Source organism: uncultured Zoogloea sp. (assembly GCF_937894855.1).
In the GTDB taxonomy this organism is placed as follows: Bacteria; Pseudomonadota; Gammaproteobacteria; order Burkholderiales; family Rhodocyclaceae; genus Zoogloea; species Zoogloea oryzae.
On the sequence record NZ_CALAYQ010000018.1, the window covers coordinates 15,477 to 34,185 of the forward strand.

The 18,709-nt window shown below is 66.9% G+C and carries 21 protein-coding genes; 12 read left to right on the plus strand and 9 right to left on the minus strand.

The features are described 5' to 3' along the window. Window positions 1-130: 130 nt before the first annotated feature. A complete protein-coding gene (locus tag Q0672_RS01555; protein ID WP_153159818.1) occupies window positions 131-1,057 on the minus strand; it encodes a histone deacetylase family protein in 927 nt (308 codons plus the stop codon). 135 nt (window positions 1,058-1,192) lie between these two features. On the opposite strand from Q0672_RS01555, the gene Q0672_RS01560 reads away from it, so the two are divergent. The 4 genes from Q0672_RS01560 to mltB are packed head-to-tail and all read left to right on the plus strand — an operon-like array spanning window position 1,193 to window position 6,076. Then, a complete protein-coding gene (locus Q0672_RS01560; protein ID WP_153159819.1) occupies window positions 1,193-2,110 on the plus strand; it encodes an AAA family ATPase in 918 nt (305 codons plus the stop codon). Further along, window positions 2,110-3,102 carry a DUF58 domain-containing protein gene (locus Q0672_RS01565; RefSeq protein ID WP_298619029.1) on the plus strand — a complete coding sequence of 331 codons (993 nt, stop codon included), beginning with the start codon at window positions 2,110-2,112 and terminating at the stop codon, window positions 3,100-3,102. Before Q0672_RS01560 ends, Q0672_RS01565 begins: the two co-directional genes overlap by 1 nt. Continuing rightward, window positions 3,099-5,036, plus strand: coding sequence for a DUF3488 and transglutaminase-like domain-containing protein (locus Q0672_RS01570; protein WP_298619031.1), 1,938 nt, complete (start codon window positions 3,099-3,101; stop codon window positions 5,034-5,036). The genes Q0672_RS01565 and Q0672_RS01570 overlap by 4 nt, the downstream gene beginning before the upstream one ends. Continuing rightward, window positions 5,033-6,076 (plus strand): lytic murein transglycosylase B, encoded by a 1,044-nt coding sequence (mltB, locus tag Q0672_RS01575; RefSeq protein ID WP_298619033.1) that lies wholly within the window; start codon window positions 5,033-5,035, stop codon window positions 6,074-6,076. The genes Q0672_RS01570 and mltB overlap by 4 nt, the downstream gene beginning before the upstream one ends. Before the next feature lie 21 nt (window positions 6,077-6,097). On the opposite strand, the gene arsC is transcribed toward mltB, so the two are convergent. From arsC to surE, 5 genes are all read right to left on the minus strand, one after another. Continuing rightward, a complete protein-coding gene (gene arsC / locus Q0672_RS01580; RefSeq protein ID WP_298619035.1) occupies window positions 6,098-6,451 on the minus strand; it encodes an arsenate reductase (glutaredoxin) in 354 nt (117 codons plus the stop codon). A 30-nt stretch (window positions 6,452-6,481) separates the two neighbouring features. Continuing rightward, window positions 6,482-7,420, minus strand: a complete 939-nt coding sequence (rpoS, locus tag Q0672_RS01585; RefSeq protein WP_153159824.1) for an RNA polymerase sigma factor RpoS — start codon at window positions 7,418-7,420, stop codon at window positions 6,482-6,484. 156 nt (window positions 7,421-7,576) lie between these two features. Next, window positions 7,577-8,572: a peptidoglycan DD-metalloendopeptidase family protein gene (locus Q0672_RS01590; protein ID WP_367179909.1), complete on the minus strand. Its 996-nt coding sequence runs from the start codon at window positions 8,570-8,572 to the stop codon at window positions 7,577-7,579. Between the two features lie 13 nt (window positions 8,573-8,585). Next, window positions 8,586-9,245 carry a protein-L-isoaspartate(D-aspartate) O-methyltransferase gene (locus Q0672_RS01595; protein WP_284188998.1) on the minus strand — a complete coding sequence of 220 codons (660 nt, stop codon included), beginning with the start codon at window positions 9,243-9,245 and terminating at the stop codon, window positions 8,586-8,588. Beyond that, window positions 9,242-9,985: a 5'/3'-nucleotidase SurE gene (gene surE / locus Q0672_RS01600; RefSeq protein WP_153159827.1), complete on the minus strand. Its 744-nt coding sequence runs from the start codon at window positions 9,983-9,985 to the stop codon at window positions 9,242-9,244. The genes Q0672_RS01595 and surE overlap by 4 nt, the downstream gene beginning before the upstream one ends. Before the next feature lie 361 nt (window positions 9,986-10,346). Between surE and msrP the strand changes: the two genes are divergently transcribed. The 3 genes from msrP to Q0672_RS01615 are packed head-to-tail and all read left to right on the plus strand — an operon-like array spanning window position 10,347 to window position 12,630. After that, the gene (gene msrP, locus Q0672_RS01605; protein ID WP_298619041.1) at window positions 10,347-11,267 is read left to right on the plus strand and encodes a protein-methionine-sulfoxide reductase catalytic subunit MsrP; all 921 of its coding nucleotides are present in this window, start codon (window positions 10,347-10,349) and stop codon (window positions 11,265-11,267) included. Window positions 11,268-11,276: 9 nt separating this feature from the next. Beyond that, on the plus strand, window positions 11,277-11,951 hold the full coding sequence (locus tag Q0672_RS01610) for a sulfite oxidase heme-binding subunit YedZ (RefSeq protein WP_298619043.1): 675 nt from the start codon (window positions 11,277-11,279) through the stop codon (window positions 11,949-11,951). Between the two features lie 58 nt (window positions 11,952-12,009). Continuing rightward, window positions 12,010-12,630 (plus strand): cold shock and DUF1294 domain-containing protein, encoded by a 621-nt coding sequence (locus Q0672_RS01615; protein ID WP_298619045.1) that lies wholly within the window; start codon window positions 12,010-12,012, stop codon window positions 12,628-12,630. A 7-nt stretch (window positions 12,631-12,637) separates the two neighbouring features. Here Q0672_RS01615 and mog read toward each other — a convergent pair whose 3' ends face one another. Together mog and yjgA are read right to left on the minus strand one after the other, a co-directional pair. Then, on the minus strand, window positions 12,638-13,225 hold the full coding sequence (gene mog / locus Q0672_RS01620; protein WP_298619047.1) for a molybdopterin adenylyltransferase: 588 nt from the start codon (window positions 13,223-13,225) through the stop codon (window positions 12,638-12,640). Further along, a complete protein-coding gene (gene yjgA / locus Q0672_RS01625) occupies window positions 13,222-13,776 on the minus strand; it encodes a ribosome biogenesis factor YjgA (protein WP_153159831.1) in 555 nt (184 codons plus the stop codon). Before yjgA ends, mog begins: the two co-directional genes overlap by 4 nt. A 68-nt stretch (window positions 13,777-13,844) precedes the next feature. On the opposite strand from yjgA, the gene pmbA reads away from it, so the two are divergent. The 3 genes from pmbA to Q0672_RS01640 all read left to right on the plus strand — a co-directional run bounded on the left by pmbA (window position 13,845) and on the right by Q0672_RS01640 (window position 17,613). Next, window positions 13,845-15,185 (plus strand): metalloprotease PmbA, encoded by a 1,341-nt coding sequence (gene pmbA / locus Q0672_RS01630; protein WP_298619049.1) that lies wholly within the window; start codon window positions 13,845-13,847, stop codon window positions 15,183-15,185. 53 nt (window positions 15,186-15,238) lie between these two features. Further along, window positions 15,239-16,342 (plus strand): TRAP transporter substrate-binding protein, encoded by a 1,104-nt coding sequence (locus Q0672_RS01635; RefSeq protein ID WP_298619052.1) that lies wholly within the window; start codon window positions 15,239-15,241, stop codon window positions 16,340-16,342. 164 nt (window positions 16,343-16,506) lie between these two features. Beyond that, on the plus strand, window positions 16,507-17,613 hold the full coding sequence (locus Q0672_RS01640; protein WP_153159834.1) for a TRAP transporter substrate-binding protein: 1,107 nt from the start codon (window positions 16,507-16,509) through the stop codon (window positions 17,611-17,613). Window positions 17,614-17,646: 33 nt separating this feature from the next. On the opposite strand, the gene Q0672_RS01645 is transcribed toward Q0672_RS01640, so the two are convergent. Next, window positions 17,647-17,829 carry a hypothetical protein gene (locus tag Q0672_RS01645; RefSeq protein WP_298619054.1) on the minus strand — a complete coding sequence of 61 codons (183 nt, stop codon included), beginning with the start codon at window positions 17,827-17,829 and terminating at the stop codon, window positions 17,647-17,649. On the opposite strand from Q0672_RS01645, the gene Q0672_RS01650 reads away from it, so the two are divergent. Continuing rightward, on the plus strand, window positions 17,828-18,184 hold the full coding sequence (locus Q0672_RS01650) for a CidA/LrgA family protein (protein WP_153159836.1): 357 nt from the start codon (window positions 17,828-17,830) through the stop codon (window positions 18,182-18,184). The two genes, Q0672_RS01645 and Q0672_RS01650, sit on opposite strands and share 2 nt — an antisense overlap. After that, on the plus strand, window positions 18,181-18,709 hold a 529-nt coding region (locus Q0672_RS01655), incomplete at its 3' end, for an LrgB family protein (RefSeq protein ID WP_298619056.1). The genes Q0672_RS01650 and Q0672_RS01655, both read left to right, overlap by 4 nt.

Genomic DNA, 18,709 nt, shown 5'->3' on the forward strand with positions numbered 1-18,709 from the left:
AGAGAGGGAAAGTTGAATATTGTACCCAATCACTTCCGGAAGGATAGACGGGCGCAAATTGCTGTTACCAAAACAGGGGGTCAGCCCGGAGGAAAGCGCGGCGAAACAGGCGTTCCGCCGCGCGGCCGGATCACAGATCGGCGAGGGATTTGATGTGCGCGACAACGCTGCGGGCCAGCGAAGACAGGGAGTAACCGCCCTCGAGCATCGACACGATGCGGCGACCGGCGGTCTCGGCGGCGACCTTCTTGAGCTGTTCGGTCGCCCAGATGTAGTCGGCCTCGACGAGCCCCAGGGAACCCATGTCGTCCTCGTAGTGGGCGTCGAAACCCGCCGAGATGAAGATCATTTCGGGAGCGTGGTTGCGCAGCGCCGGCACCCAGATGTCGGACACGATCTCGCGGAAGACATCGCCCCGCGAGCCGGCCTTGACCGGCACGTTGACCATGTTGGGCGCCGGGTTGTCGGCGCCGCTGTAGGGGTAGAACGGGTGCTGGAAGATGCTGACCATCAGCACGCGGGGGTCGTCCTTGAAGATGTTCTCGGTGCCGTTGCCGTGGTGCACGTCGAAGTCGATGATCGCGACGCGCTTCAGGCCGTGTGCTTCAAGGGCGTGGCGGGCGGCAACGGCCACGTTGTTGAAGAAGCAGAACCCCATCGCCTTGTCGGCCTCGGCATGATGGCCGGGCGGGCGGATGGCGCAGAAGGCGTTCTCGACCTCGCCAGACATCACCAGATCGGTGGCGAGGATGCCCGCCCCGGCGGAGCGCAGGGCGGCCTTCATGGTGTTCGGGCACACTGCGGTGTCCGGGTCGAGGTGGCGGATGCCGTGCTCGGGCACGCTGGCCAGCAGTTCCTCAACGTGAGGGCGGGGATGGGCGCGGGAGATCTGCTCGACGCTCGCCAGCGGTGCATCGTGGAAGGCCAGGTACATATCCAGACCCGCCGCGATCAGACGGTCGTTGATAGCCGCCAGACGTTCGGGAGACTCCGGGTGATGCTCACCCATGTTGTGAAGCCAGCAGTCGCGGTGTGTGATGAATGCGGTACTCGTCATTAAAAACCCTCCCCTCGCGAAACCTCGCAGAAGCGCGTTGATTGTTGCAGCAGACCATGCCGGCATTGCCGCACAGCCTGCCCGCTGTTGTGGAATCATTATCCACTTAACCCGCCCACGAAAAAAGCCTTCGCCATGCCGATTCACATCGCCCGACGCCTCATCGATTCCGCCAGCCGCATCATTCTCGGCAAGGACCACGCCCTACGCCTCGCCCTGGCCTGCGTGCTCGCCCGTGGCCACCTGCTGATCGAGGACATCCCCGGCGTCGGCAAGACCACCCTCGCCCATGTGCTGGCCCGCCTGCTCGGGCTGCAGTTCCAGCGTATCCAGTTCACCAGCGACATGCTCCCGGCCGACATCGTCGGGGTGTCGATCTACGATCAGCGGGACGGCGCCTTCCGCTTTCATCCGGGGCCGGTGTTCGCCCAGCTGGTGCTCGCCGACGAGATCAACCGGGCCACGCCCAAGGCCCAGAGCGCGCTGCTCGAAGCCATGGAGGAGCGCCAGATCAGCGCCGAAGGCCAGACCTGGCCGCTGCCCCAGCCCTTCTTCGTGATCGCCACCCAGAACCCGACCGAGCAGATCGGCACCTTTCCGCTCCCCGAAAGCCAGCTCGACCGCTTCCTGATGCGCCTGTCCCTAGGCTACCCGGACCGCGCCGCCGAGCGCGCCCTGCTGGCCGGCGAGGATCGCCGGGACCTGATCGCCCACCTGCCGGCCGAGCTCGCCCCCGGTGAACTGGACGCCTTGTTCGCCGCCGCCCGGGCGATCCATGCCGGCCCGCGCCTGCTCGACTACATCCAGGCCCTGCTCGCCGAGAGCCGCGAGGGCGCGGCCTTCTCCCTCGGCATGTCGCCCCGCGCCGGCCTCGGCCTGCTGGCGGCCGCCCGGGCCTGGGCGCTGCTGGCCGGACGCGACCACGTGCTGCCCGAAGACGTGCAGGCGGTGCTGCCCGCGGTCGCCGGCCACCGCCTGCGCGCCGCCGACGACGCGCCCCAGCCCCCGGAAGCCCTGGCGCGCCGCCTGATCGAAGCGGTGCCGCTGCCCTGATGCCCCGCCCGATCGGCCTTCGGGAGCGGCTCCGGCGCTGGCTGTTCCGCGTCAGCGGGCCCGAGCCGACCCCCATCCGCCTCGGCCAGCGGCGCATCTTCGTGCTGCCCACGCGCTTCGGCCTGGCGGTGGGCGCAACGCTCATGGCCATGCTGCTGGCGTCGATCAACTACGGCCTCAGCCTCGGCTTCGCCCTCACCTTCCTGATCGGCAGCGTGGCGTGGATCAGCATCCACCACGCCTTTCGCAACCTCGTCGATCTCTCCATCAGCCCGGGCCGCAGCGACGCAGTCTTCTGCGGCACGCCGGCGCGTTTTGGCGTGGTACTGCACAACCCGACCCTGCGCCCACGGCTCAGCCTGAAGATCTGGCCCACCGGCGTGCCCAACGGCGACACCCCCTTCGATATCCCCCCCGAAGCCTCCGCCGCCCCCGAGGTGGCCGTCGCCACCCACGTCCGCGGCTGGCTGCAGCTGCCCCAGCTCACCCTCGAAACCCGTCACCCGCTGGGGCTGATCCGGGCCTGGAGCCTTTTCCAGCCCGACCAGCAATGCCTCGTCTACCCAGCCCCCGAGGCCGACGCGCCCCCCCTGCCCCACGGCGACGATCCCCGCCCCGGGCAGGGCGGACGTGGCCGTGGACGTGACGATTTCTCGGGCCTGCGCCATCACCAACCCGCCGATTCGCCCCGCCACGTGGCCTGGAAGACCGTCGCCCGCGGCGGCCCCTGGCGCACCAAGGAATTCGAAGGCGCGGGCAGCCAGGCCGTGTGGCTCGACTGGCATCACCTGCCGCCGGCGATGGGGGTGGAAGCCCGCCTGTCGCGCATCGCCCGCTGGGTGATGGACGCCGACGCCGCCGGCGTCGATTACGGCCTGCGCCTGCCCGGCACCAACCTGCCCCCCTCCCGCGGCCCCGCCCACCGCCACGCCTGCCTGGCCGCGCTGGCGCTTTATGGCCTCCCCGCTGGCGACCGGAGGGCCGCCCAATGAGCCTGCGCCCGGACCAGATCGGCTGGCTGCTGGCCACCGCGACGATCACGCTCATTCCTCATTTCGGGCATCTGCCGCCGCTCCTCGCCGGCATCGCGGCCGTGCTGGTGGGCTGGCGCACCCTCATCGCCACCGGCGGACGCCGCCTGCCCCATCGACACGTGCTCTCGGCGCTGGCCGTGGGGATCATCATCGCGGTGCTCGCCGAGTATCGGCACTTCTTCGGCAAGGACCCGGGCGTGGCCCTGCTGGCGGGCCTCCTCGGGCTCAAGCTGCTCGAAACCCGGCAGATCCGCGACGGGCGTTCGGTGGTGCTGCTCAGCATCTTCCTGCAGCTCACCCAGTACCTCTACCAGCAGGACATGGCCATCGCGGCCCTGTCCTTGCTCGGAGCCCTCGGCGCGGTGGCCAGCCTGCTCGCACTGCAGAGCCGGGTGAGCACATCGCCGCGCACCCGCGCCCTCGAAGCCGGGCGGCTGCTCGTCCAGGCGCTGCCGCTGATGCTGGTGCTGTTCATCCTCTTCCCGCGGGTGCAGGGCCCCCTGTGGGGGCTCCCGGCAGACGCCTTCAACCGCGTCGGCGGCCTCTCGGACACCATGGCGCCGGGCGACCTGGCCCGCCTTGGCGAATCCTCGGCGATCGCCTTCCGGGTGGATTTCCAGGGCGAACCGCCACCCGCTGCCGAACGCTACTGGCGCGGCCCCGTGCTCACCCGCTTCGACGGCCACACCTGGCGCGCCGGGCTGCTGCAACTGGCCGACCAGCCGTCCTACCAGCCCCAGGGCGCCGCCTACAGCTACGCCATCACCCTCGAACCCCACAACCAGCTGTGGCTGCTGGCCCTCGACTTCCCTGCCGTCACCGCCGGCACGCGCATCTCCAACGATTTCCAGCTCCTCGCCCGCGAGCCCGTGCAGGGCCGCCGCCGGATCGAGCTGGTGTCCTACCCCCAAACCCCGGTCGGGCTCGACGAGTCCGGCCTGGTGCTGCGTCAGGCGCTCGATCTACCGCCCCGCGCCAACCCCCGCAGCGTCGAACTCGGCCGCCAGCTGCGCGCCCGCGCCAGCAGCCCTGCCAACATCCCCGATCTCGCCATCGAGCACTTCCGGCGCAGCGGCCTGCGCTACACCCTAGACCCCCTCCCCCTCGGGCGGGACGACGTGGATAGTTTCCTGTTCGACACCCGCCAGGGCTTCTGCGAACACTTCTCGGCGGCCTTCGTGGTGGTGATGCGCGCGGCCGGCGTGCCGGCACGGGTCGTCACCGGCTATCAGGGCGGCGAGATCAATCCGGTCGATGGCACCCTCGTCGTCCGCCAGTCCGACGCCCACGCCTGGGCCGAGGTGTGGCTCGCCGGGCGGGGTTGGGTGCGGGTCGATCCGACCGCCGCCAGCGCCCCCCAGCGCATCGAGAACGGCCTCGCCGCAGCCCTGCCCGACAGCGCCCGGCTGCCTCTGCTGGTGCGCGCCGATCTGGCCTGGCTGCACGGCCTGCGCGACCGTCTGGACGCCCTCAACAACCGCTGGAACCAATGGGTTCTCGGGTACAATCCGGCCCGCCAGCGAGCCCTGCTGTCGGGCCTCGGCTTTGGCGATCCAGACTGGCAGACCCTCGCGGCGCTGCTTGCCGGTGGCTGCGTCATCGTCATGGGCGCGCTCACCTTGTGGGCCCTGCGCCAGCGCTCCCCGGCCGACGCCATCGACCGGGGCTGGCGCCGCTTCTGCCGGCAGCTGGCCAGCGTGGGCCTGCCGCGAAACAGCTGGGAAGGCCCCCTCGACTACGCCCGCCGGCTCGCCCGCGAACGCCCCGACCTGGCCGACACCATCAACGCCATTGCCGCCGACTACGCCAGCCTTCGCTACGGCCCCGGCGAGGCCGACCCGGACCGCCTGAAACGCTTCCACCAATCCACCAGAAACTTTCGCCCCCGATGAACACCCCGACGACCCGCCCGCGCCTTGCGCCGATCCTGCTTGCGGGCCTGCTGTCCCTCTTCGCCACCGCCGGCCACGCCGAGCGCTACGCCGATCGCCCCGAAGCCCAGCAGTTCATCGACGAGATGACTCAGAAGCACGGCTTCGACAAGGACGCCCTCACCTACATCTTCCGGCGCGCCGAATTCCAGCCGTCGGTGATCAAGTACATCTCGCCCCCGAAAGACCCGGGCGTACGCTCCTGGCAGCGCTACCGCGGCCGCTTCATCGAGCCCGTCCGCATCAAGGCCGGCCTGGCCTTCTGGAAGCGTCACGAGGCGACCATCAAGGCCGCCAGCGAGAAATACGGCGTACCGGAGGAAATCATCGTCGGGATCATCGGCGTCGAGACGATCTACGGGCGCAACACCGGCAACTACCAGGCCGTGTCCGCGCTCTCCACCCTCGCCTTCGACTACCCGCGTCGTGCCGAGCTTTTCCGCGGCGAGCTCGAAGCCCTGCTGCTGATGGCCCGCGAGCAGCACCGCGACCCGCTGGACTACCAGGGCTCCTACGCCGGCGCCTTGGGCCTGCCCCAGTTCCTGCCCAGCAGCGTGCGCAACTATGCGGTGGATTTTGACGGTGACGGCCAGATCGACCTGCTGAACAGCCCGGCCGACGCCATCGGCAGCGTGGCCCGCTACATGCAGATGCATGGCTGGGAAACCGGGGCGCCGGTGGCGATCCGCGCAAATGTCGAGCCCGGCGCCAACCTGCCGCCGCTCATCGCCAACGACATCAACCCCGCCTTCGACAACGCGACCCTCGCCGGCTACGGCGTGAAGCCCGTCGACGGCAGTACGCCAGCCGGCAAGGCCGCCTTCGTCGAACTGGTGACGCCCGGCGAGGACAGCGAATACTGGCTGGGTTACCAGAACTTCTATGTGATCACCCGCTACAACCGCAGCAGCTTCTACGCGATGTCGGTGTTCCAGCTGGGCGAAGCCGTGAAGGCCGCGCGGACGGCGGCCCAGGTCAGCCAGCGCCAGAACCAGCGCTGAGGCCGGCGCCTGATCGGGCGATCAGGCGAAGAGTTCGAGCACCTTCTCGGGCGGGCGGCCAACCACCGCCCGATCACCGCGCACCACGATCGGCCGCTCGATGAGGATCGGGTGCGCCGCGAGCGCATCCAGCCATTCGTCGTTGCTCAGGCTCCGGCCCTTGTAGTCGAACTTGTAGATGTCTTCGCCCTTGCGGACGATGGCCTCGGCGGGCAGGCCGAGCTTGTTCAGCAGATCGGCAAGCTCATCGCGACTGGGCGGGTTTTTCAGGTATTCCACCACCTCAAGCTGGACGCCCTTTTCTTCGAGCAACTGGCAGGCGCTGCGGCTCTTACTGCAGCGGGCGTTGTGATACACGCGCACGGATTCGGTCATTGCGAACGGACTTTCGGGTGATTCGGGAAGTTAAAGCAGCACGTCTTTCGAGACGCCCCGGCGCTTGATGATCCGGCGCAGCTGGCCGAGCGCTTCGAGCTGGATCTGGCGGACACGCTCGCGGGTGAGCTCAAGGCTGTCGGCGAGCTCCTCGAGGGTCTGCACCTCGCACTCGTCAATGCCGTAGCGGTGGCGGATCACCAGCCGCTGCTTGTCGCTCAGCTGATTGATCCATTCGCGCACCAGGGTGCCAACTTCCAGATCGTGGATCTGGACATCCGGCGTGTCGGCGTCTTCGTCGGCCAGGGATTCGCCGATGGAGAGGGTCGGATCGATGTCGAGGGGGGCGTCCAGCGACGCGGTGTGCTCGTTGAGGGCCAGGATCGCCCGCACGTCGGCCACTGGCCGGGCAAGCTCACGGGCCACGTCCTCGACGGTGGTGTCGCCATTGCTGGCGGCTTCGAGCTGGCGCTGGCAGCGCAGCACCTGATTGAGTTCCTTCACCACATGCACCGGCAGGCGGATGGTGCGCGACTGGTTCATGATCGCCCGCTCGATGTTCTGGCGGATCCACCAGGTGGCGTAGGTGGAGAAGCGGAAGCCCCGTTCGGGGTCGAATTTCTCGAGGGCGTGGATCAGCCCGAGATTGCCCTCCTCGACCAGATCGAGGAGCGGGATGCCGCGGTTGAGATAGTGTTTGGCGATATTGACGACGAGCCGCAGGTTGCGTTCGATCATCGTCTGACGGGCGTTGAAGTTGCCTTCCCGGACCTGCCGGGACAACGATAATTCTTCGTCTGCGGTAAGCAGCGGATTGACGCCGATCTCGTTGAGGTAAAGCTGGGTGACGTCACCGAGGAAGTCGGTATCCACCGACGATACGACCGGAGCTTCGAGAAAGACTTCAACCTCCGGGGGTAGATCCGGTTCGGTGTTTTCCATCTCCTCCGGCACTGCCGAATCGAACATGACGCCCTCGCTGTCTCTTTTGGGGAGAAACACCGACAGGCCGGCACCGCGCCTGTCGTCCGTCCGGTATCCACCCAAAAATCGGCGAGGGTGAAATCCGGCGTCTATAGTCGTACTAGCCCTACTCTACCCTGCTTCCCCCGAGACTCGCCAGAATCAGCGGGGAGGGAGATATTTGCCCGGATCAACAGGCTTGCCCTGCCGGCGGATCTCGAAATGAAGCTTGGGCCGATCGCTGTCGGTATCGCCGAGTTCGGCGATCTTCTGCCCCTTCGTCACCGCCTGGCCTTCCTTGACCAGCAGGTTCTGGTTGTGGGCATAGGCACTGAGGAAGCTGTTGTCGTGCTTCACGATCACCAGTTTGCCATATCCGCGCAAACCCGTGCCGGCGTACACCACGCGGCCTCCGGCGGCGGCAAGCACAGGGTCACCCGGCTTGCCGGCGATGTCGACGCCCTTGCTGGATGTGTCGTTGAAACCCGCGATGATTTTGCCGGAAGTCGGCCATGCCCAGTCAATTTTTTCACCGTTTGCGGGTTCGGCCTTGGTATCCGCTTTGGGTTCCGGCTTCGCCTCGGGCCGGGTTTCGGGTTTGACCTCGGGTTTCGTTTCCGGCTTCGGGTCGACCTTCGCCACCACAACCGGAGCCGCTTCGGGCTTCTGGGCCTGGGCCCAGGCCTGCTCGGAATACGGCACCTTGCCGCCCTTGGGCTCGCGGCGCAGGCCGTCGGACGAGGCGCTGGCCGCGACGGGTGCGCTGGCCACCGGCGTCACCGGACGCACTTCGACGCCGGAGTTGGTGTTGATCGGCCGCGCCACCGCGCCGGATTCGGGCGGACGGATGCGCAGCTCCTGCCCCACCTCGATCAGATTGGGGTTCTCGAGGCCGCTCCAGGCGGCGATGTCGCGGTAGTTCTGGCCGTGGTCGAGGGCGATGCGGATCAGGGTGTCGCCCGGCTTGACGATGTAATACCCCGGACGGGCCACCCGCGGCGGAGGCGCAGGCTGATCAGTGGAGGCGGACGTGGCCGCCGAGCCCGGGCGGGAACGATCGGAGACGGGCGCCGGCGCCTTCGAGGCGCAACCCGCCATCACCAGGGCGACGGCGAAGACGGCAGGAACACGGGCAAACTTGAAACGGGACAACATCATTCGGTCGGGTCAGTCATTCTGTGCCGGGCAGCAGCGGCACGAAGCGCACTGCACTCAGGCGTGTTTCTCGGAGGCCGCGGGACGTGCGCTCAATGAGCACCAGGCTCTGGTCGGCAGCGCCCACCGGCAGGATCAGCCGGCCGCCTTCGGCCAGTTGCTCGGTGAGGGCCGGCGGCACCTTGGGCGCGGCGGCGGCAACGATGATCGTGTCGAAGGGCGCGGCTTCCTTCAGGCCGACGCTACCGTCGGCATGTTTCAGGCGGACGTTGGGCAGGCGCAGATGGCGCAGATTGTTGCGCGCCCGGTCGAGGAGCAGGCGCAGCCGTTCGACGGAATACACCTCGGTCGCCACGTGGGACAGCACCGCGGCCTGGTAGCCGCAGCCGGTTCCGACCTCGAGCGTCTTGCCGAGTTCGCGGCCGGCGCGCAGTAGTTCGATCATCCGCGCCACCACGAAGGGCTGGGAGATGGTCTGCTGCAGGCCGAGGGGCAGCGCCGTGTCTTCGTAGGCACGGGTGGCCAGGGCTTCCTCGACAAACAGGTGGCGCGGCACGGCCATCATCGCCGCCAGCACCTTCTCGTCACGCACACCCTGCTCGCGCAGACGCTCGACCATCCGCGCGCGGGAGCGCTGGGCGGTCTGGAGGGCCGTTCGCAAGACCTCGCTGGTCATTTGCCCAGCCAGTCGCGAATGCCGGCAACCTGCCCGTAATGGGTCAAATCGATCTGAAGCGGAGTGACGGACACGTAGCCGTTGGCCACGGCGTGAAAATCGGTGCCTTCGCCCGCATCCTGGGCGCTGCCGGCGGCACCCACCCAATAGACGGTCTCGTTGCGCGGGGTGAGCGACTTGATCGTCGGCTCGGCCTTGTGACGCTTGCCGAGGCGCGTCACCTGGATGCCCTTGATCTGGTCGTAGGGCAGATCGGGCACATTGACGTTGAGCAGCGTGGGCTGGCGGACCGGGTCGCGCTGGAAGCGCTCGACCAGTTCGCGGGCGATGCGCCCCGCCGCGCTGAAATCCGACGCGCCCTTGGCCACCAGCGAGATGGCGATGGCCGGCACGCCGAGGAGAAAGCCTTCGGTGGCCGCGGCCACGGTGCCCGAGTAGATGGTGTCGTCGCCCATGTTGGCGCCGTGGTTGATGCCCGACACGACCATGTCCGGCAGCTCGTCGAGCATGCCGGTGACGGCCAGATGGACACAGTCGGTCGGCGTGCCATTCACATAGTGAAAGCCGCTCGCCGCCTTGCGCAACGACAGGGGACGATCGAGGGTCAGGGAGTTGCTGGCGCCGCTGCGGTCGCGCTCCGGGGCCACCACATCGATCTTGCCGACCTCGGCAAGAGCCGCGGCGAGGGCCTGCAGGCCAGGGGCGAAATAACCGTCGTCGTTACTGAGCAGAATGCGCATGGAGGAACCGGAGTCAGGCTTGGCAGAATGGATGCAGGCTCGCCAGACCCGTATCCCGAACAGAATGAAGCCCGGGTAGACGGCAGCGCGCGGCAGACCTTGAACAGTCGGCGAGTTTAGCAGAGTCGGCTTGGCACCTGCTAGGCGCAAACCCCGCCATCCGACGAACCCACCCGACGCGCGAAGCCACCCGGGCAGCCGGATGCCGAAGCGCTTGCGGTAATGTCGGATCAATGCGCCGGGAACCCAAAGCCGGCAACCGGCGACAAATGCCCCGAACCACGAAAATAAAATCGCCCGGCGCTGTAATTTCCAGCGCCCCGCCGCGTCTACCCGAGCACACCAACACCGAGAGCCCATCATGTTGATCCGTCGCCCCGACGACATCCTGCCGTCCGAGATCACCGATCCGGCGGTGTATCACGCCCGCCGCCGCTTCATGGCCCAGGCCGGCACGCTGGCCCTGGCGTCCGCCCTGCCGATCACATCGAACGCCGCTGGCCTCGGCCCGATCGCCGCCAGCCCCCTGAGCACCACCGAGCCGCCCACATCGCGCCGGGCTGTCACCACCTATAACAATTTCTACGAGCTGGGCACCGACAAGGCAGACCCGGCCGAGAACACCTTCCGCCTCAAGCCCGCGCCGTGGACGCTGCGGGTCGAGGGGCTGGTGAACAAGCCCCGCAGCTTCAGCATCGACGAGCTCATCAAGCTCGTTCCGCTGGAAGAGCGCATCTACCGGATGCGCTGCGTGGAAGGCTGGTCGATGGTGATTCCGTGGGTAGGCTTTCCCCTCGCCGCGCTGCTCAAGCAGGTCGATCCCCAGGGCAGCGCCAAGTACGTGGAGTTCGTGAGCCACTACGACAAGGCCACCATGACCCGCGGCGTGCTCGACTGGCCCTACCTCGAAGGCCTGCGCCTCGACGAAGCCCGGCATCCGCTCACGCTGCTGGCCGTGGGCTTGTTCGGCGAGGTGCTGCCGGTCCAGAATGGCGCGCCGGTGCGACTGGTCGTACCCTGGAAATACGGCTTCAAGGGCGGCAAGTCGATCGTCGCGATCCGCCTCGTCGAAAAGCAGCCGCTCACCGCCTGGATGAAGGCCGGCCCGTCCGAATACGGCTTCTACGCCAACGTGAATCCGGAGGTCGACCACCCCCGCTGGAGCCAGGCCACCGAGCGCCGGATCGGCGAATTCACCAAACGCAAGACGCTCATGTTCAACGGCTACGCCGACCAGGTCGCGTCGCTCTACGGCGGCATGGATCTGCGCCGCTTCTTCTGATTTCCGATAATGATCAATCCTGGCAACACCCACCTCGCAGCCATCAAGACCGTCCTCTTCGCCGCCTGCCTGCTGCCGGCCTTCCTGCTGTGGCGCGGTTTCGAGCTCGACACCCTCGGCGCAAACCCCATCGAGGCCATCACCCGCGGCACCGGCGACTGGACGCTGCGCTTCCTGCTCATCACCCTCGCCGTCACACCGCTGCGCAAGCTCACCGGCTGGCACTGGGTGGTGCGCCTGCGCCGCATGCTCGGGCTGTTCGCCTTTGCCTATGGCGCAGCACATCTGCTCACCTACCTGTGGCTGGACCAGTTCTTTGACTGGAACGCGATCGCCAAGGACATCCTCAAGCGCCCCTTCATCACCGTCGGCTTCGCGGCCCTGGTGCTGATGGCGCCGCTGGCAGCAACATCGTCCAACGCGGCCATCCGGCGCCTCGGTGGGCGCCGCTGGCAGGCGCTGCACCGGGCGATCTACCCGATCGCCGTGCTGGGCTGCGTGCATTTCTGGTGGCTGGTGAAGAAGGACATCACCGAGCCGCTGATCTACGCGGTGATCACCGCCGCACTCCTCGGCATCCGTGCCTGGTGGCGTGAGCAGGAGCGGCGCAAGCAGCTCGCCGGCGGCTATCTGCCCCAGCCGCCCAGGCTTACAGGCAAGGTGATCCGGATCTTCGCAAAATAGTCCGATGGGATAGAATGCGCATCCCGTCCGCAAGGATTTCATCCGGCTCAGTCCCGTCATGCGTTTTCAAGGCAGGCTCACCCAGTGGAACGACGCCAAGGGTTTTGGCTTCATCACGCCCAACGGCGGCGGAGGCCGCGTCTTCGTCCACGCCAGATCCTTCCGCACGGGCGGGCGCCGGCCTGAAGAAGGGGATCTGCTGACCTACGAACTGGGCGTGGATGGCAAAGGCCGGCCTCGGGCCGACGAGATCGACCTCGTCGGCAAGGCCCGGCAAGGCAGCGCCCCACGGAGCGACAGCACGGCCGCACCGCTCGTGGCGGCCGTGTTCAGCGTCGTGCTGATCGGCGCAACGCTCAAGGGCTTCGCACCCCGCGCGCTGCTATGGCTCTACGCCGGCGCCAGCGTGCTGGCCTTCCTGCTCTACTGGATGGACAAGCGCGCGGCGCTCACCGACGCCTGGCGCACACCGGAAAACACCCTCCACCTGTGCGCGCTGGTGGGCGGCTGGCCGGGCGCGGTGGTCGCCCAGCAGGTGCTGCGCCACAAGACGCGCAAGGAATCCTTCCGCGCGGTGTTCTGGATGACGGTGCTGCTCAATTGCGCAGCCGTCGGCTGGCTGCTCGCGGCCCCCGGCGCAGCCACGCTCCGCGCCGGGTTCGGGTTCGGGCTCGGCTGAAGCGCCGTCAGGCCTTCGGACGGATGGCCGACTTGGGCCGGAAGGCCTTCACCACCGCGTCGTGGGTCTCGATGTACGGCCCGCCGATGAGATCGACGCAATACGGCACCGACGCAAAGATGCCGTGCACCTTCGGGTTGCCGTCGGCGTCCTTCAGCCCTTCCAGGGTTTCGGCGATCGCCTTGGGCTGGCCCGGCAGGTTGATGATGAGGCTGCTGCCGCGGATCACCGCCACCTGCCGTGACAGGATCGCGGTAGGCACGAAAGCCAGGCTCACCTGACGCATCTGCTCGCCAAAGCCCGGCATCACCTTGTGGGCGACGGCCAGGGTGGCTTCCGGCGTCACATCGCGCAAGGCTGGGCCGGTGCCGCCGGTGGTGAGCACCAGATGGCATCCGGCCACGTCGCACAGCTCGATCAGCGTCGCCTCGATGGTCGGCTGGTCGTCGGCGATCAGGCGGGCAACGGGCTCCCACGGGGTGGTGAGGGCCTTGTTCAGCCAGTCCTGCAGGGCCGGGATGCCCTTGTCTTCGTAGATGCCGCCCGAGGCCCGGTCGCTGATGGACACCAGGCCGATCTTCACCACGTCGCTCATTCCTCGTCTCCGGCTTCGTCGTCGAATTCCTCGGTCGCGGCGCCGCCTTCTTCGAGCTCACGCAACACCCGGAAGAGTTCGCGATAGGCCCGCGGCGGTTTGTTCTGCTCCTTCTCCTTGATCGCATTGCGGCGCAGCACGCGCAGCTGCTGCAGATCGACGCCCGGATGGGCTTCGGCGATGCCGTGGAGGGTCTTCTCGTCTTCAAGCAGCTTGGTGCGCAGGTTTTCGAGGCGGTGCATCTTGGCGGTCTCGACCGCCGACACGCCCTTGAAGGCGTCGAGCGCGGCACGGATCGGCTCCGGGTCGACGCTGCGCATCAGCTTGCCGATGTACTGCAGCTGGCGGCGCTTGGCCTCGTGGGCGGTGAAGCGCTGGTAGTCCTTGACCGCGTCGCGCAGGTCTTCGTCGATGGGCACCTTGGCGAGGCGCTCCTTGCCGAGTTCGGCCAGTTCACGGCCGAGATCCTGCAGGGCGGCGCTGTCACGCTTGAGCTGCGACTTGCTGGGGCCGTCGAATTCTTCGTCTGGGTTGTATTTGTGCTTGGCCATCTGGGGGGTGAAAAAGGCGCGGGAAGGGTAAGATTATAGCCTTTAGCCCCAGCCCCACCCGCAAAGCCATGGCCGACAACCGTTTCAGCTTCAGTCAGGACAACCTCAAGACCATCGCCGAAGACATCCTCAAGTTCGCAAGGAAGCGCGGCGCGACCGCCTGCGAGGTGGATGTGTCGGAAGGGTTCGGCCAGTCCGTCACCGTCCGCCGCGACGAGGTGGACACCATCGAATACAACCGCGACAAGGGCGTCGGCGTCACCATCTACGACGGCCAGAAGCGCGGCTACGCCAGCACCTCCGATTTCTCGAAGGATGCCCTCAAGGCCACCGTGGATGCGGCCGTCTCCATTGCCCGCTTCACCGCGCCCGACGCCGCGTCCGGCCTGCCCGACGAAGCCCTGCTGGCGAAGGACTTCCCCGATTTCGACCTGTACCACCCCTGGAAGATCTCCACCGAAGACGCCATCGAGCTCGCCAGCCGCTGCGAGCGCGCCGCCTTTGCGGTGAGCCCGGAGATCCGCAACTCCGATGGCGCCAGCGTGTCGATGCAGGAATCCCATTTCATCTCGGCCAACAGCCTGGGCTTCATGGGCGGCTACGCCAGCTCGCGCCACTATTTGTCGTGCTCGGTGATCGCCGGAGAAGGCGACGACATGCAGCGGGACGACTGGTACACCAGCAAGCGCGATCCAGCCGAGCTGGCCGACGCCGACGAGATCGGCACCTTCGCCGCCCGCCGCGCCCTGGCCCGCCTGGGCGCCCGCCAGATCCCCACCTGCGAAGTGCCGGTGCTGTTCGAGGCTCCGCTCGCCGCCGGACTGATCGGCGCGTTCGTGCATGCCGTGAGCGGCGGCGCGCTGTACCGCAAGTCGAGCTTCCTCCTCGACAGCCTGGGCAAGCAGGTCTTCCCCAGCCACATCCAGATCTCCGAGCGCCCGCACCTCGCCAAAGCCTTCGCCAGCAGCCCCTTTGACGACGACGGCGTGGCCACGAAGGACCGCGAGGTCATCATCGACGGCGTGCTGCAGGGCTACTTCCTGAGCACCTACTCGGCCCGCAAGCTGGGCATGCAGACCACCGGCAACGCTGGCGGCAGCCACAACCTGCTGGTCAAGCCCGGCCAGTACGATCTCGACGGCCTCGTCAAGCAGATGGACCGCGGCCTGCTGGTCACCGAATTGCTCGGCCACGGCGTGAATTACGTGACCGGGGATTACTCCCGCGGCGCCGCTGGCTTCTGGGTCGAGAACGGCAAGATCCAATACCCCGTGCATGAGATCACCATCGCCGGCAACCTCAAGGACATGCTCATGGGCATCCGCGAGATCGGCTCGGACGTGCTCGTGCGCGGTTCCAAACACTGCGGCTCGATCCTCGTCGACCGCATGACCGTCGCTGGCGCCTGATGCCGGCACGCAACACTTTCGCCTGATCGCCAAACAAGAAAGAGGAGAACTCCATGGAAAGACGTTCTTTCCTTAAACAGGCTGGTGCCGGCCTTGCTGCCGGCGCGGCCGCTGCGCCGGCCCTCGCCGCCGACCTGCCGGCCATCAAGTGGCGCCTCGCCTCGGGCTTCCCGAAGACCGTCGACGCCATCTTCGGTGCTGCCGAAACGGTCTCGAAGCACGTCGCCGCAGCCACCGGCGGCAAGTTCCAGATTTCCCTGTTCGCCGCCGGCGAGATCGTCCCGACCCCCGGCGTGCTGGATGCGGTGAAGGACGGCACCGTCGAGATGGGCCATGCCGCGTCGTACTGGTACATCGGCAAGGACCCCACGCTGGCCTTCGACACCGCGATCCCCTTCGGCCTCAACAGCCGCCAGCAGAACGCCTGGCTGATGAACGGCGGCGGCCTCGAGCTGCTGCGCGAGTTCTTCAAGGATTACAACATCTACAACATCCCCTGCGGCAACACCGGCACCCAGATGGGCGGCTGGTTCCGCAAGGAGATCAAGTCGATCGAGGACCTCAAGGGACTCAAGTTCCGCATCGGCGGCTTTGCCGGCCAGGTGCTCGCCAGGCTCGGCGTGGTGCCCCAGCAGATCCCGCCGGCCGACATCTACCCGTCCCTCGAAAAAGGCACCATCGACGCCGCCGAGTGGGTCGCCCCCTACGACGACCTCAAGCTGGGCTTTTCCAAGGTGGCCAAGTACTACTACTACCCGGGCTTCTGGGAAGGCGGCGCCCAGCTGTCGCTGTACGTCAACGCCAAGAAGTTCGCCGAACTGCCGAAGGAATACCAGGCCATCCTCGAGGACGCCTGCGCCTTCGCCAACGCCGAGATGCAGGCCCGCTACGACGCGCGCAATCCCCACGCGCTCAAGCAGCTCCTCGCCTCCGGCACCCAGCTGCGTCCCTTCCCGAATGACGTGATGGCCGCCGCCTACAAGGTCACCTACGAGCTCTACGAGGAAACCGCGGCCAAGAATGCGAAGTTCAAGAAAATCTACGACCACTGGAAGAAATTCCGCGACGACCAGCTCCAGTGGTTCGCGGTGGCCGAAAATCGCTTCGACAACTTCATGCAGGCCACGCGCCACGGCACCATTCCGGGCAAGAAGTGACATCCTTTGCGGCACCATCCGGCGCGGGGTTTTTCCGGCGCCGGACATCATTCGTGAGACCGGTTTTTTGCGGCGGGGCAGCATAGGGTTTTCCGTACTGTCTCGCCCGATAGGGCTCATGAATAATCAGAGCACCCATGTAGCAATTCAAAAAAGGAGACAACGTGGAACGTCGTTCATTTCTGAAGAAGGCCAGCGTAGGTGTCGCGGCCGGTGCAGTAGCTGCTCCCGCCCTCTCGGCCGACCTGCCGACCATCAAGTGGCGTCTCGCCTCGAGCTTCCCGAAGAGTCTCGACACCATCTTCGGCGGCGCTGACGTCGTCGCCAAGCGGGTTGCCGCTGCCACTGGCGGCAAGTTCCAGATCCAGGTTTTCGCGGCCGGTGAAATCGTTCCGGGCCCGGGCGTGCTCGACGCCGTCAAGGATGGCACCGTCGAATGCGGCCACACCTGCTCCTACTATTTCATTGGCAAGGATCCCACGTTCGCCTTCGAAACCGCCGTGCCCTTCGGCCTCAACAGCCGCCAGCAGACGGCCTGGATGATGGACGGTGGCGGCCTCGAGCTGTTCCGTGAGTTCTTCAAGGAATACAACATCTACAACATCCCCTGTGGCAACACGGGCGCCCAGATGGGCGGCTGGTTCCGCAAGGAGATCAAGACGGTCCAGGATCTCAACGGCCTCAAGTTCCGCTGCGGCGGCTTCGCCGGTCAGGTGCTCGCCAAGCTCGGCGTGGTGCCCCAGCAGATCCCCGGTGGCGACATCTACCCGGCCCTCGAAAAAGGCACCATCGACGCCGCCGAATGGATCGGCCCGTACGATGACCAGAAGCTCGGCTTCAACAAGGTCGCCAAGTACTACTACTACCCGGGTTTCTGGGAAGGCGGCCCGCAGATCGCCATGTACGTGAACCAGAAGCAGTGGGCCTCCCTGCCGAAGGAATACCAGACCATCCTGGAAGACGCCTGCCTCTACGCCCACGCCGAAATGCAGGCCCGCTACGACTCCAAGAACCCCAACGCGCTGAAGCAGCTCGTCGGTTCCGGCACCCAGCTGCGCCCCTTCCCCAACGAGGTCATGGCCGCCGCCTACAAGGCTGCCAACGAGCTCTACGAGGAAACCGCCGCCAAGAACGCCAAGTTCAAGAAAATCTACGACTCCTGGAAGAAATTCCGCGACGACCAGCTCCAGTGGTTCGCGGTGGCCGAAAACCGCTTCGACAACTTCATGCAGGCTGCCCGCAGCGCATCTGCCAAGGCTTCCAAGAAGTAAGTCTGCTGTTCCGGTGACATCGAAGGGCCGCGTTCATCGCGGCCCTTTTTCATTTTCGGCCGGCCCATCGGCAACGACACCCGCTGCCAACGGAACTCCCACGCCCTGCAACAGGTGCAAAATCGGCACGCACACCGACGATTGCTGCACCGCACCCGCCGCTTCCGGATAATGGCGCCCTGTTCCTCCGCATCGTTTCAAGAAAGGCACCTTCATGATCGCCGCCTTTGCCCTCCTCCTCGCCTTCCAGCTTGCCGGCGAGACCCTGCGGGTCGCCCTGCATCTGCCAGTACCCGGCCCCGTGCTGGGAATGGCCCTGCTGATGGTGTACCTCATCGCCCGGCGCGGCCCCGATGAACACCTGCGCACAACCGCCGGCGGCCTGCTGCAGAACCTCTCGCTGCTCTTCGTGCCGGCAGGCACAGGCGTGATGCTCCACGCCAGCCGGCTGGCCGACGAGGCCTGGCCCATCGCCATTGCGTTGGTCGCCAGCACGATCCTCGGACTTGCCGCCACCGGGCTCACGCTGCACTACCTGACCCGCAAGCGCGCGAACGGAGGTACCCGATGAACACCGAAAGCATGACCGAGATCTGGGTTTACCTCTCGGCCCAGCCGCTCCTGTGGCTGACCCTCACCCTGGCGGTGTACATGCTGGCGATCCTGCTCCACCGCAAGGCGGGCGGGCATCCGGCGGTCAATCCGGTGCTCATTTCGGTGGCCGTGCTGGTGAGCCTGCTGCTCGCCACCGGCACGCCCTACCAGCGCTATTTCGACGGCGCCCAGTTCGTGCACTTCCTGCTCGGCCCCACCACCGTCGCCCTCGCCGTGCCGCTCCACGGCCAGCTCAAGCGGCTGATGGAGATGAGCGGCCCGCTGCTGATCGCCCTGGTGGTCGGCTCGCTGGTTGCCGGCCTGTCGGCCTACGGCATCGGCGCGCTGCTAGGGGCGAGCACGCCCACGGTGATCTCGCTGGCGCCCAAATCGGTCACCACCCCGATCGCCATGGGCATTGCCGAGCGCCTGGGCGGGCTCGCCTCGCTCACCGCGGTGTTCGTGATCCTCACCGGCATCTTCGGCGCCATCTTCGCCGACG